Here is a 13,025-nt window from a genome sequence, read left to right on the forward strand (position 1 = left end):
TCTCAATCGTTCGACGACCTGATTAACCCAGGCTGATCTGCACGTCAACGCCGGCAGCCAGGTCCAGACGCATCAGAGCATCAACGGTCTTTTCGGTTGGCTCAACGATGTCAACCAGACGCTTGTGAGTGCGAATTTCGTACTGATCACGCGCATCTTTGTTAACGTGCGGAGAGATCAGAACGGTAAAACGCTCTTTACGTGTCGGCAGCGGGATAGGACCACGTACTTGCGCACCAGTGCGCTTAGCAGTCTCTACGATTTCCGCAGTTGATTGATCGATTAAACGATGATCAAAAGCTTTCAGGCGGATACGGATTCTTTGGTTCTGCATGAGACCAGAGCTCCAACTATTTATAAACGTAAAATGATTACTCCTCGTACCCATTTCGATTGATGGGAGAGTGTAATCGTTCTTGATGTAACTCCCAAATCGGGAGTATTGTCTAAATGAGTAACAAATCGTTAACTCAATACTGAGATTTCAGTCCTAAAATATAGGGCTTACTCATCAGTAAGCCCGCGCATTATACGTAAATTATCGCTAAACGCAAGCAATCGGGGAAAATATGTGCGAATTTTTTTAAGGTGGGCGCTGAGCGCTGGTATTAAAAAAAGCCCTCAATGTTGAAAACTCAATTATTGAGGGCTTTTATTAACTATAATTTTTTAGTTAAACAATGTTATTGAGCATTACTCTTCTTTGATTTGTGCTTGAAGGTAGTTCTGTAGTCCTATACGAGTGATCAACTCAAGTTGCGTTTCAATCCAATCAATATGGTTTTCTTCGTCTGCTAAAATTTCAATCATTAAATCACGACTGACGTAATCATGAACAGAGTCCGCATATTTGATAGCTTCTTTTAGATTTTTTGCGCCGTCTATCTCAAGTTGTAGGTCTGATTTCAGCATCTCTTCAACATCTTCACCAATATTTAACTTGCCAAGATCTTGTAAATTAGGGATACCTTCGAGGAAAAGAATACGCTCGATGTATTTATCGGCATGTTTCATTTCATCAATTGATTCATGGTATTCCATCTCATTGAGACGAGTTAGCCCCCAATTTTTGAACATACGGGCATGTAAAAAATATTGGTTAATTGCAACTAGTTCATTGCCCAATAATTTATTTAAATGGGCTATCATTTTTTTATCGCCTTTCATGTGTACCCTCCATCGCTTCCAGTATTTTAAGTGTAGTACTGAAATAGATAGCTGGGTAATATTTATACGACGATTTAAATGAAAAGTTAGTAATTTAATTCTTACGAGTGACTAGATTACAACCTAAGCAACTTCGACAGCGCAGATTTCTTCAAGTAAAACCTGTTCTTCATGCAAGATTACCTTCGTCTGCCTAATACATTTTCCGCATTCGAGGCCTACAGGTAAAATTTGGCGTAACCCTTTAAGGGAGGTGACCTGATATTTTCTTACTACATTTCTGATCTGTTTATCAGTAATTGCTTCACAGAGGCATACGTACATGATGCTTAACCTGTATAAATCACATACGAATATTTTAAATGAAAATGATTTGTATTTCAATTATCATTGCTGATTATTTACACAATATACTTTAGTGCCGTATTTAGAATTGACTTGTGGGGTCACTAGGCATTTCTTTCAGCCTAACGAGTGCTAAAACTAAAAAGGCACCTGAACGGTGCCTTTTCATTAAAACCTTTAGTGGTTAGGTATTATGCAATAATTTTTGCAACAACACCCGCACCTACAGTACGGCCACCTTCACGGATTGCGAAACGTAAACCGTCGTCCATCGCGATTGGGTGGATCAGGGTAACGATCATGTTGATGTTATCACCTGGCATTACCATTTCTACGCCTTCTGGCAGTTCGATAGTACCTGTTACGTCAGTTGTACGGAAGTAGAACTGTGGACGGTAACCTTTGAAGAATGGAGTATGACGACCACCTTCATCTTTACTCAGAATATAAACTTCTGATTCGAACTGAGTATGTGGCTTGATTGAACCTGGTTTAGCCAATACTTGACCACGTTGAATTTCTTCACGTTTTGTACCACGTAACAGAACACCAACGTTCTCACCTGCACGACCTTCGTCAAGCAGTTTACGGAACATTTCAACACCAGTACAGGTAGTTTTTACAGTGTCTTGGATACCAACGATTTCAACTTCTTCACCAACTTTGATGATACCACGCTCAACACGGCCTGTTACTACTGTACCACGACCTGAGATTGAGAATACGTCTTCGATTGGCAGCAGGAATGGCTTGTCAATTGCACGCTCTGGCTCTGGAATGTAAGAATCCAAGTGCTCTGCTAATTCAACAATTTTCGCTTCCCACTCTGGGTTGCCTTCCAGCGCTTTCAGAGCTGAACCACGAACAACTGGAGTGTCGTCGCCTGGGAAATCGTATTGAGACAGAAGTTCACGAACTTCCATTTCAACTAATTCTAACAGTTCTTCGTCGTCTACCATGTCACATTTGTTCAGGAAAACGATGATGTATGGAACACCAACTTGACGACCTAACAGGATGTGCTCACGAGTTTGTGGCATTGGGCCATCTGTCGCAGCAACAACCAGAATTGCACCGTCCATCTGAGCAGCACCAGTGATCATGTTTTTAACATAGTCGGCGTGTCCTGGGCAGTCTACGTGTGCGTAGTGGCGAGTTGGAGTATCGTACTCTACGTGAGAAGTAGAGATGGTGATACCACGCGCTTTTTCTTCTGGTGCGTTATCGATTTGATCGAATGCACGCGCTGCGCCGCCGTAAGTTTTAGCCAGAACAGTAGTGATAGCTGCTGTCAGAGTAGTTTTACCGTGGTCAACGTGGCCGATAGTACCAACGTTAACGTGCGGTTTTGAACGTTCAAATTTTTCTTTAGACATTAGATTGTCCCTCTAAGACACGGAATCGGTGGTTAAACCACATCAACCAAGCAAGAATTTCGCTTGTTATTTCAGGAGACAAAACAGGGAGATAATTGAGAACATAAGGGAAGTGGTGCTGATAGGCAGATTCGAACTGCCGACCTCACCCTTACCAAGGGTGCGCTCTACCAACTGAGCTATATCAGCACATCTTGGAGCGGGCAGCGGGAATCGAACCCGCATCATCAGCTTGGAAGGCTGAGGTAATAGCCATTATACGATGCCCGCAATGAACTCGGCTACCTGAGTTATCAGCTGTTAAACTGTTCCTCAAAATTTTCTTTGGAAAGAAAACTTCTTGGAGATGGTGGTGGGAGAAGGATTCGAACCTTCGAAGTCTGTGACGGCAGATTTACAGTCTGCTCCCTTTGGCCGCTTGGGTATCCCACCTATCCAAATTTTTAATGGTGCCGGCACCAAGAGTCGAACTCGGGACCTACTGATTACAAGTCAGTTGCTCTACCAACTGAGCTATGCCGGCATCAAGTGCTGCGCATTCTAGGAAGAGTGAGCGCATGTTGCAACAAAAAAATTAAGTTTTTTGTTCATTTGCTTATATTTTGTTCGCTTTTTGCATTTTTGCTGTTTTTTTAGCTCTTTTAAGATTAAAACATCAACAGCAGCCATTAACTATAATCCATTATTATTTGTTCAGCAAAGGGGGAAAAAAACTTAAAAAGTTTCAAAGGGCTATTTTTTATTCAAAATCACAGTTTTATCCCAGCAAATAGCAGATCGTTTTTTAATCATTCAGTATCATTTTTTCTGCACACTTCAAAAAAAACTCATAAAAAATACAAAAAAACCTACGCCTCACCTTTATCACTCGCTATGATGCTAGCAAATTTTATGGATACGGGTGTTTAGGCAACCTGTCCAACCTGCATAAAATAGGCAGATGTTGGTTTATGAAAAAGAATGAAAATTTTATTACTACGCCATACTTAGAGTTTGATAGAGAACACTGGGCAACTTTACGTGATTCAGTTCCTTTGACACTGACATCAAGCGAGCTTTTTGAATTAAAGGGGATTAATGAAGAGCTCTCTATGGAAGATGTTATCGAAATTTATCTACCTTTATCGCGTCTATTGAATTTTTATATCAGTTCAAATTTACGACGCCAAGCAGTTTTAGAGCAGTTTCTAGGAACAAACGGAGCAAAAGTTCCATACATTATTGGTATTGCTGGCAGTGTTGCCGTAGGTAAGAGTACAACGGCTCGTCTATTGCAAGCATTGCTGACGCGCTGGCCAGAACACCGTAAGGTTGATTTGATCACCACTGATGGTTTTCTACACCCTAACCAAGTTTTGAAAGATAGAAATATCATGAAGAAAAAAGGGTTTCCTCAGTCTTATGATATGCGAAAACTGGTTAACTTTGTGTCGCAAATAAAATCAGGTGCGCGCAATGTTAAGGCACCTGTGTACTCCCATCTGACTTATGATATCGTTCCTGATCAAGAACAACTAATTGACCAACCCGATATTTTAATTCTTGAAGGGTTAAATGTTTTACAAAGTGATATGGATTATCCACAAGATCCACACCACGTATTTGTCTCCGATTTTGTTGATTTTTCAATCTATGTTGATGCAGCACCGGAGCTATTAAAACAATGGTATATCGGTAGGTTCTTGAAATTTAGACAAGGTGCATTCTCTGATCCAGATTCTTATTTCCATAGCTACTCTAAATTAACAGAAGATGAAGCTATTAATATTGCTGGGTCAATTTGGGATGAAATTAATGGGTTAAATCTTAAAGAAAATATTTTACCCACCAAAGAAAGAGCAAGCCTAATAATGACTAAGGGCGAAAACCATTCTATTCAAAATGTCCGCCTAAGAAAATAGTTAATAATATATTGGCCGGTTTGTTACCGGCCAATATATTACTCATTGGGCCTCAATGATATTTCACCGCCAATATAAGGAATGATTTCACCATTATTTTTTTGTAATAATAATGCGCCTTGCTCATTAATCCCACGTTCAACACCCGTAATTATATCATTACCAATCAGTAACTTAACATCCCTATTCAAAAAGTTATCTAATTTAAACCACCTATCTAAAAATGGTTTTAACCCTTCGTTTTCAAATATAACCAAAGACTCTCTTAATGCTTTAATTATATTTACAGATAATTCATTACGCTCTATATCTTCAACTTCATCTCTTAATGAAGACCATTCTTGTGTTATTGTATTTGAACTTTCAATATTGTTTTTATTCATACCAATATTAATTCCAATACCAATAATAATATGAGCAGCATCCCCTGTTTTACCTGTTAATTCAACTAAAATCCCAGCCAGTTTTTTATCATTCATGTACAGATCATTAGGCCACTTCACTTTTACTTTTTCTTGGCTAATTTTATTTAATGTTTCTGCAATTACGATACCCACAACTAGGCTTAGCCCTATTGCCGCAGCAGGACCTTGGTCCAACTTCCAATACATTGATAAATAAAGGTTACAGCCAAATGGCGATACCCATTGCCGCCCTCTTCTACCGCGCCCAGCACTTTGATACTCCGCTAAGCAAGTATCTCCCGATTTTAGGCTTGGAATGCGCTCTAACATATATTGGTTTGTTGAATTAATAACAGGCTCAACAATAATGTTAACATCACTAATTTGCTGCTTAATGACTGCTCGGTTTAATAAATTAATTTGGTGAGGTAGTTTATAACCTTTTCCTGTAACAGTTTCGATGTTTAAGCCCCAAGAGCGCAACGTTTTAATATGCTTATTGATAGCAGCCCTCGTCATTCCAAGTTTATCACCGAGTTGTTCACCAGAGTGTATTTGAGCATCTGCTAAGATATCTATCAGCTGTAAGGGGATTGATGCCTCTTTCATTGAATATAATCCATTGCGTTAACCTCGCCATGACGACCAATAAATCGAACTTCCGGTTCTAAGATAATACCAAAACGCTTAGCAACACTTTGACTCACGTATTTTGCGAGATTAACAACATCCATCCCAGTGGCTTGATGTTTATTAATTAAAACAAGTGCCTGCTGAGTATGAACTGCTGCTCCTCCTATCTCATGCCCTTTTAAGCCACACTGGTCAATAAGCCAGCCTGCTGCCAATTTTACACTACCATCATCTTGAATATATTGAGGACAACTTGGGTTTTGTTGCTTAATTTTTGCAGCTTGTTCAGCAGAAACAACAGGGTTTTTAAAGAAACTACCTGCATTGCCGGTAATTTTAGGGTCAGGTAATTTATTTCTACGAGTTTGGCACACGGCATCAAAGACTTGCTTAGGTGTTACCGTTTCGGGGTTAAACTGTGCCAAGTCACCGTAAGTCAACTTAGGTTCCCACATTTTCGCGAATTTCAGCCCAATACTGACAATAGCATAGCCATATTGATACTTATGTTTAAAGATACTATCACGGTAGCCAAATTGGCACTCACTGGCTGTAATACGCGTTTCTTGATTTGTCTCAAGCGACAAGATATCTACGTAATCACAAATATCTTTTAACTCAACGCCATAAGCACCGATGTTTTGTATTGGGGCGGAACCTGCACACCCAGGAATTAAAGCAAGGTTCTCTGCACCGTAAACCCCTTTTTGCAACAATGCTTCCAATAGCTGATGCCAATTTTCACCCGCTTGGACATGTACGTGCCAATAATCGCCACACTCTGCGATCTCAATGCCTTTTAATTGATTAATAATGACAATACCGTCAAAATTCTCTACAAATAAGACATTGCTCCCCCCTCCAAGTAATAGTACAGGCAAATTATCACTTTTCGCTTTGAGCCATTGCTGATGGAGCGATTGTTTATTTTCTACTATAAAAACGGATAATGCTTTTGCATCAATACCAAAGCTATTGAATGGCTTGAGTTCAGAAGTTGGATTCATTACTACCTTCAGGGAAAATATAACGATAATAAAGTAAGTCTATCAGTCAGACTTAATCGTGGGTAGCTAGAATAATAAAATAAGATAATTTGAGATATTTTATATAGAGGCCGCTATTTTTTAGCAAAATTTAAATAGCAAAAAGCCACCCATTGGGTGGCTTCTTTATATTTAAAACCTAGCAGTTCCCTACTCTCACATGGGGAGACCCCACACTACCATCGGCGCTACGGCGTTTCACTACTGAGTTCGGCATGGGGTCAGGTGGGACCACCGCGCTATTGCCGCTAGGTAAATTCTTTTTAAATGCCGATTATATGGTGCTGATACCCAGATTCGAACTGGGGACCTCACCCTTACCAAGGGTGTGCTCTACCAACTGAGCCATATCAGCAATATGGTGCGGTCAGTCAGTACTGACACAACCTTAAAATTTAGTGTCTGGCAGTTCCCTACTCTCACATGGGGAGACCCCACACTACCATCGGCGCTACGGCGTTTCACTGCTGAGTTCGGCATGGGGTCAGGTGGGACCACCGCGCTATTGCCGCCAGACAAATTCGGTTCGTTCCCGTTTAGCACATTTCGTCACTAAACCAGAACTGCAATCTTGAACAAGCTGCCATGTCCCTCGCCTTTCGGCTTCTCACGCTCATTGAATCAACCTCATCTCTCAATCTCTAAAACACCTTCGGTGTTGTCAGGTTAAGCCTCACGGTTCATTAGTATTGGTTAGCTCAACATATCGCTATGCTTACACACCCAACCTATCAACGTCTTAGTCTTAAACGTTCCTTTAGGACCCTTAAAGGGTCAGGGAAGACTCATCTCAAGGCAAGTTTCCCGCTTAGATGCTTTCAGCGGTTATCTCTTCCGCACTTAGCTACCGGGCAATGCCATTGGCATGACAACCCGAACACCAGTGGTGCGTCCACTCCGGTCCTCTCGTACTAGGAGCAGCCCCTTTCAATCTTCCAACGCCCACGGCAGATAGGGACCGAACTGTCTCACGACGTTCTAAACCCAGCTCGCGTACCACTTTAAACGGCGAACAGCCGTACCCTTGGGACCTACTTCAGCCCCAGGATGTGATGAGCCGACATCGAGGTGCCAAACACCGCCGTCGATATGAACTCTTGGGCGGTATCAGCCTGTTATCCCCGGAGTACCTTTTATCCGTTGAGCGATGGCCCTTCCATTCAGAACCACCGGATCACTAAGACCTACTTTCGTACCTGCTCGAGCCGTCACTCTCGCAGTCAAGCTGGCTTATGCCTTTGCACTAACCGCATGATGTCCGACCATGCTTAGCCAACCTTCGTGCTCCTCCGTTACTCTTTGGGAGGAGACCGCCCCAGTCAAACTACCCACCAGACACTGTCCGCACCCCGGATAACGGGGCAACGTTAGAACATCAAACATTAAAGGGTGGTATTTCAAGGTTGGCTCCATGCAGACTGGCGTCCACACTTCAAAGCCTCCCACCTATCCTACACATCAAGGCTCAATGTTCAGTGTCAAGCTATAGTAAAGGTTCACGGGGTCTTTCCGTCTTGCCGCGGGTACACTGCATCTTCACAGCGAGTTCAATTTCACTGAGTCTCGGGTGGAGACAGCCTGGCCATCATTACGCCATTCGTGCAGGTCGGAACTTACCCGACAAGGAATTTCGCTACCTTAGGACCGTTATAGTTACGGCCGCCGTTTACTGGGGCTTCGATCAAGAGCTTCTCCTTACGGATAACCCCATCAATTAACCTTCCAGCACCGGGCAGGCGTCACACCGTATACGTCCACTTTCGTGTTTGCACAGTGCTGTGTTTTTAATAAACAGTTGCAGCCAGCTGGTATCTGCGACTGGCTTCAGCTCCATGGGTAAACCACTTCACCTAGCGCCAGCGTGCCTTCTCCCGAAGTTACGGCACCATTTTGCCTAGTTCCTTCACCCGAGTTCTCTCAAGCGCCTGAGTATTCTCTACCTGACCACCTGTGTCGGTTTGGGGTACGATTAGTGATAATCTAGAGCTTAGAGGCTTTTCCTGGAAGCGGGGCATGAGCTACTTCGCCACCGTAGTGACTCGTCATCAGACCTCAGCATATAGTGAACCGGATTTGCCTAATTCACCTGCCTACATCCTTAAACCGGGACAACCGTCGCCCGGCCAGCCTAGCCTTCTCCGTCCCCCCATCGCAATTATCACCAGTACGGGAATATTAACCCGTTTCCCATCGACTACGCATTTCTGCCTCGCCTTAGGGGTCGACTCACCCTGCCCCGATTAACGTTGGACAGGAACCCTTGGTCTTCCGGCGTGCGGGTTTTTCACCCGCATTATCGTTACTTATGTCAGCATTCGCACTTCTGATACCTCCAGCATACCTCACAGTACACCTTCACAGGCTTACAGAACGCTCCCCTACCCAACAATATTTACATATCGCTGCCGCAGCTTCGGTGCATAGTTTAGCCCCGTTACATCTTCCGCGCAGGCCGACTCGACCAGTGAGCTATTACGCTTTCTTTAAATGATGGCTGCTTCTAAGCCAACATCCTGGCTGTCTGAGCCTTCCCACTTCGTTTCCCACTTAACTATGACTTTGGGACCTTAGCTGGCGGTCTGGGTTGTTTCCCTCTTCACGACGAACGTTAGCACCCGCCGTGTGTCTCCCGTGATAACATTCTTCGGTATTCGTAGTTTGCATCGAGTTGGTAAGTCGGGATGACCCCCTAGTCGAACAGTGCTCTACCCCCGAAGATGAGTTCACGAGGCGCTACCTAAATAGCTTTCGGGGAGAACCAGCTATCTCCCGGTTTGATTGGCCTTTCACCCCCAGCCACAAGTCATCCGCTAATTTTTCAACATTAGTCGGTTCGGTCCTCCAGTTAGTGTTACCCAACCTTCAACCTGCCCATGGCTAGATCACCGGGTTTCGGGTCTATACCCTGCAACTCATTCGCCCAGTTAAGACTCGGTTTCCCTACGGCTCCCCTATACGGTTAACCTTGCTACAGAATATAAGTCGCTGACCCATTATACAAAAGGTACGCAGTCACCCTGATAAATCAAGGCTCCCACTGCTTGTACGTACACGGTTTCAGGTTCTATTTCACTCCCCTCGCCGGGGTTCTTTTCGCCTTTCCCTCACGGTACTGGTTCACTATCGGTCAATCAGGAGTATTTAGCCTTGGAGGATGGTCCCCCCATATTCAGACAGGATAACACGTGTCCCGCCCTACTCGTCGAGTTCACAACACTAATATCTTCAGATACGGGGCTATCACCCTTTACTGCCGGACTTTCCAGACCGTTCTCCTGATACTAATGCTGATTAAGACTCTGGGCTGCTCCCCGTTCGCTCGCCGCTACTAGGGGAATCTCGGTTGATTTCTTTTCCTCGGGGTACTGAGATGTTTCAGTTCCCCCGGTTCGCTTCGTTTGACTATGTATTCATCAAACGATAGTGCAACGAATTGCACTGGGTTTCCCCATTCGGAAATCGTCGGGTATAACGGTTCATATCACCTTACCGACGCTTATCGCAGATTAGCACGTCCTTCATCGCCTCTGATTGCCTAGGCATCCACCGTGTACGCTTAGTCGCTTAACCTCACAACCCGAAGGTGTCTTCTTATCAGACGACACTTAACGTCATGGCTGCGCGTGGTGAACTTCTTCGTTGGGTAGTGCTCGCAATGCTCACGTACTATTGTACGCTGCGCTTGCTGTGCGCTAGCCGCCTTGAATTTCACACTGCTCGCTCATGCCACTCGTTTGTGTGTTTGAAAAACACTTCAAGTTGAGATTTTTGAGAGACTCTCACATTGTTTAAGCGATAAACAATGTGCGTTGTTTTCAATTTTCAGCTTGTTCCAGATTGTTAAAGAGCATAATTGTTAAACCAACTACAACGTAATTGGCTTAATCATTATTGGGGACATCGTCTTTCACTCGATATCGGCGCAATTGGCGTCCCCTAGGGGATTCGAACCCCTGTTACCGCCGTGAAAGGGCGGTGTCCTAGGCCTCTAGACGAAGGGGACACAAGATATTGCACATACTGCTGCGGTATCTCATGCAAGTCCTACTCTTTCAAGTAAGTCTCCCACGTATAGCCTATTGCTCTACTTTCTATCAGACAATCTGTGTGAGCACTTCACAAAAACACTTCAATGGTAAGGAGGTGATCCAACCGCAGGTTCCCCTACGGTTACCTTGTTACGACTTCACCCCAGTCATGAATCACAAAGTGGTAAGCGCCCTCCCGAAGGTTAAGCTACCTACTTCTTTTGCAACCCACTCCCATGGTGTGACGGGCGGTGTGTACAAGGCCCGGGAACGTATTCACCGTAGCATTCTGATCTACGATTACTAGCGATTCCGACTTCATGGAGTCGAGTTGCAGACTCCAATCCGGACTACGACGTACTTTATGAGTTCCGCTTGCTCTCGCGAGGTCGCTTCTCTTTGTATACGCCATTGTAGCACGTGTGTAGCCCTACTCGTAAGGGCCATGATGACTTGACGTCATCCCCACCTTCCTCCGGTTTATCACCGGCAGTCTCCTTTGAGTTCCCGACCGAATCGCTGGCAACAAAGGATAAGGGTTGCGCTCGTTGCGGGACTTAACCCAACATTTCACAACACGAGCTGACGACAGCCATGCAGCACCTGTCTCAGAGTTCCCGAAGGCACCAAAGCATCTCTGCTAAGTTCTCTGGATGTCAAGAGTAGGTAAGGTTCTTCGCGTTGCATCGAATTAAACCACATGCTCCACCGCTTGTGCGGGCCCCCGTCAATTCATTTGAGTTTTAACCTTGCGGCCGTACTCCCCAGGCGGTCGATTTAACGCGTTAGCTCCGAAAGCCACTCCTCAAGGGAACAACCTTCAAATCGACATCGTTTACAGCGTGGACTACCAGGGTATCTAATCCTGTTTGCTCCCCACGCTTTCGCACCTGAGCGTCAGTCTTTGTCCAGGGGGCCGCCTTCGCCACCGGTATTCCTCCACATCTCTACGCATTTCACCGCTACACATGGAATTCTACCCCCCTCTACAAGACTCTAGCTGACCAGTCTTAGATGCCATTCCCAGGTTAAGCCCGGGGATTTCACATCTAACTTAATCAACCGCCTGCGTGCGCTTTACGCCCAGTAATTCCGATTAACGCTTGCACCCTCCGTATTACCGCGGCTGCTGGCACGGAGTTAGCCGGTGCTTCTTCTGTCGGTAACGTCAATCGTTGATGATATTAGCATCAACGCCTTCCTCCCGACTGAAAGTACTTTACAACCCTAGGGCCTTCTTCATACACGCGGCATGGCTGCATCAGGCTTGCGCCCATTGTGCAATATTCCCCACTGCTGCCTCCCGTAGGAGTCTGGGCCGTGTCTCAGTCCCAGTGTGGCTGATCATCCTCTCAGACCAGCTAGGGATCGTCGCCTAGGTGAGCCATTACCCCACCTACTAGCTAATCCCATATGGGTTCATCCGATAGCGCAAGGACCGAAGTTCCCCTGCTTTGCTCCTAAGAGATTATGCGGTATTAGCCACCGTTTCCAGTGGTTATCCCCCTCTATCGGGCAGATCCCCATACATTACTCACCCGTCCGCCGCTCGTCAGCGAGAAGCAAGCTTCCCCTGTTACCGCTCGACTTGCATGTGTTAGGCCTGCCGCCAGCGTTCAATCTGAGCCATGATCAAACTCTTCAATTAAAAAGCTTGATGCTCAAAGAATGTCTTACTGACCGTAACGTTCTTTTGTTCGGCTAACGTTGTCGGCTTCACATCGCTTCCCTTCGCCGTACCTAAGTACTGTCTCGGGTTACCTCTGTTTGCCTTCGCGTTATCCTTCCAAAATAAGCGTTACTACCTTATTTCATATATATGAATTAACGTGTTAGTCACTCTTCAAGACTTAAAATCAAATATTTTTTTGATAGTGTCCTGTGAGTGCCCACACAGATTGTCTGATAAATTGTTAAAGAGCGTTGCGACATTTCTTTTGGAAATTCGACTCAGTTTTTATTAACTTAGGTCGTTGTCGCGAGGTGGCGTATATTACGCTTTCCTCTGTGAGAGTCAAGCAATTTTTTGCTTTTTCTTTTCAGAATCTCTCGCTGCCGTTTCAGTGTTCATCGCGCTTTGCGTTGTCTTGTTCCCGGTCAGTGGTGGCGCATTATAGGGGGTCAG

General features: G+C 44.7%; 8 protein-coding genes, 6 tRNA genes and 4 rRNA genes. 1 reads left to right on the forward strand and 17 read right to left on the reverse strand.

Annotated features, from left to right (window positions below; genetic code table 11):
- Positions 1 to 22: 22 nt before the first annotated feature.
- The 9 genes from rpsJ to P3L56_RS20245 form a co-directional block, all read right to left on the reverse strand.
- Positions 23 to 334, reverse strand: coding sequence for a 30S ribosomal protein S10 (gene rpsJ / locus P3L56_RS20205; RefSeq protein ID WP_001181005.1), 312 nt, complete (start codon positions 332 to 334; stop codon positions 23 to 25).
- A 359-nt stretch (positions 335 to 693) separates the two neighbouring features.
- Positions 694 to 1,167 carry a bacterioferritin gene (gene bfr, locus P3L56_RS20210; RefSeq protein WP_042847575.1) on the reverse strand — a complete coding sequence of 158 codons (474 nt, stop codon included), beginning with the start codon at positions 1,165 to 1,167 and terminating at the stop codon, positions 694 to 696.
- Between the two features lie 123 nt (positions 1,168 to 1,290).
- Positions 1,291 to 1,491, reverse strand: coding sequence for a bacterioferritin-associated ferredoxin (bfd, locus tag P3L56_RS20215; protein ID WP_042847577.1), 201 nt, complete (start codon positions 1,489 to 1,491; stop codon positions 1,291 to 1,293).
- 212 nt (positions 1,492 to 1,703) lie between these two features.
- Positions 1,704 to 2,888, reverse strand: coding sequence for an elongation factor Tu (gene tuf, locus P3L56_RS20220; protein WP_042847578.1), 1,185 nt, complete (start codon positions 2,886 to 2,888; stop codon positions 1,704 to 1,706).
- Positions 2,889 to 3,001: 113 nt separating this feature from the next.
- Positions 3,002 to 3,077 (reverse strand) — tRNA-Thr (locus tag P3L56_RS20225).
- 6 nt (positions 3,078 to 3,083) lie between these two features.
- Positions 3,084 to 3,158 (reverse strand) — tRNA-Gly (locus P3L56_RS20230).
- Positions 3,159 to 3,235: 77 nt separating this feature from the next.
- Positions 3,236 to 3,320, reverse strand: a tRNA-Tyr gene (locus P3L56_RS20235).
- Positions 3,321 to 3,335: 15 nt separating this feature from the next.
- A tRNA-Thr gene (locus P3L56_RS20240) sits at positions 3,336 to 3,411 on the reverse strand.
- 17 nt (positions 3,412 to 3,428) lie between these two features.
- Entirely contained in the window at positions 3,429 to 3,557 is a 129-nt protein-coding gene (locus P3L56_RS20245; RefSeq protein WP_257786024.1) for a hypothetical protein, read from the reverse strand.
- A gap of 281 nt (positions 3,558 to 3,838) precedes the next feature.
- Here P3L56_RS20245 and coaA point away from each other — a divergent pair, with 281 nt between their 5' ends.
- Positions 3,839 to 4,789 carry a type I pantothenate kinase gene (gene coaA, locus P3L56_RS20250; protein WP_042849049.1) on the forward strand — a complete coding sequence of 317 codons (951 nt, stop codon included), beginning with the start codon at positions 3,839 to 3,841 and terminating at the stop codon, positions 4,787 to 4,789.
- Positions 4,790 to 4,827: 38 nt separating this feature from the next.
- On the opposite strand, the gene birA is transcribed toward coaA, so the two are convergent.
- From birA to P3L56_RS20290, 8 genes are all read right to left on the reverse strand, one after another.
- Entirely contained in the window at positions 4,828 to 5,802 is a 975-nt protein-coding gene (gene birA / locus P3L56_RS20255) for a bifunctional biotin--[acetyl-CoA-carboxylase] ligase/biotin operon repressor BirA (RefSeq protein ID WP_042849050.1), read from the reverse strand.
- The gene (gene murB / locus P3L56_RS20260; RefSeq protein ID WP_210831497.1) at positions 5,799 to 6,833 is read right to left on the reverse strand and encodes a UDP-N-acetylmuramate dehydrogenase; all 1,035 of its coding nucleotides are present in this window, start codon (positions 6,831 to 6,833) and stop codon (positions 5,799 to 5,801) included. The genes birA and murB overlap by 4 nt, the downstream gene beginning before the upstream one ends.
- Before the next feature lie 176 nt (positions 6,834 to 7,009).
- Positions 7,010 to 7,125, reverse strand: a 5S ribosomal RNA gene (gene rrf / locus P3L56_RS20265).
- A gap of 26 nt (positions 7,126 to 7,151) precedes the next feature.
- Positions 7,152 to 7,227 (reverse strand) — tRNA-Thr (locus tag P3L56_RS20270).
- 45 nt (positions 7,228 to 7,272) lie between these two features.
- Positions 7,273 to 7,388, reverse strand: a 5S ribosomal RNA gene (rrf, locus tag P3L56_RS20275).
- A 146-nt stretch (positions 7,389 to 7,534) separates the two neighbouring features.
- A 23S ribosomal RNA gene (locus tag P3L56_RS20280) occupies positions 7,535 to 10,442 on the reverse strand.
- 357 nt (positions 10,443 to 10,799) lie between these two features.
- A tRNA-Glu gene (locus P3L56_RS20285) sits at positions 10,800 to 10,875 on the reverse strand.
- Positions 10,876 to 11,008: 133 nt separating this feature from the next.
- A 16S ribosomal RNA gene (locus P3L56_RS20290) occupies positions 11,009 to 12,548 on the reverse strand.
- Together the 16S, 23S and 5S rRNA genes with 2 tRNA genes alongside form the textbook arrangement of a ribosomal RNA operon.
- Between the last annotated feature and the right edge of the window lie 477 nt (positions 12,549 to 13,025).

The organism is Providencia sp. PROV024 (genome assembly GCF_032709665.1).
GTDB classification, from domain to species: Bacteria; Pseudomonadota; Gammaproteobacteria; order Enterobacterales; family Enterobacteriaceae; genus Providencia; species Providencia huashanensis.

Excerpts from the sequence above, each read along its gene's own strand:
- rpsJ (WP_001181005.1), bottom strand. The coding sequence starts at position 334 with ATGCAGAACCAAAGAATCCGTATCCGCCTGAAAGCTTTTGATCATCGT.
- bfr (WP_042847575.1), bottom strand. The coding sequence starts at position 1,167 with ATGAAAGGCGATAAAAAAATGATAGCCCATTTAAATAAATTATTGGGC.
- bfd (WP_042847577.1), bottom strand. The coding sequence starts at position 1,491 with ATGTACGTATGCCTCTGTGAAGCAATTACTGATAAACAGATCAGAAAT.
- tuf (WP_042847578.1), bottom strand. The coding sequence starts at position 2,888 with ATGTCTAAAGAAAAATTTGAACGTTCAAAACCGCACGTTAACGTTGGT.
- P3L56_RS20245 (WP_257786024.1), bottom strand. The coding sequence starts at position 3,557 with ATGGCTGCTGTTGATGTTTTAATCTTAAAAGAGCTAAAAAAACAGCAA.
- coaA (WP_042849049.1), top strand. The coding sequence starts at position 3,839 with ATGAAAAAGAATGAAAATTTTATTACTACGCCATACTTAGAGTTTGAT.
- birA (WP_042849050.1), bottom strand. The coding sequence starts at position 5,802 with ATGAAAGAGGCATCAATCCCCTTACAGCTGATAGATATCTTAGCAGAT.
- murB (WP_210831497.1), bottom strand. The coding sequence starts at position 6,833 with ATGAATCCAACTTCTGAACTCAAGCCATTCAATAGCTTTGGTATTGAT.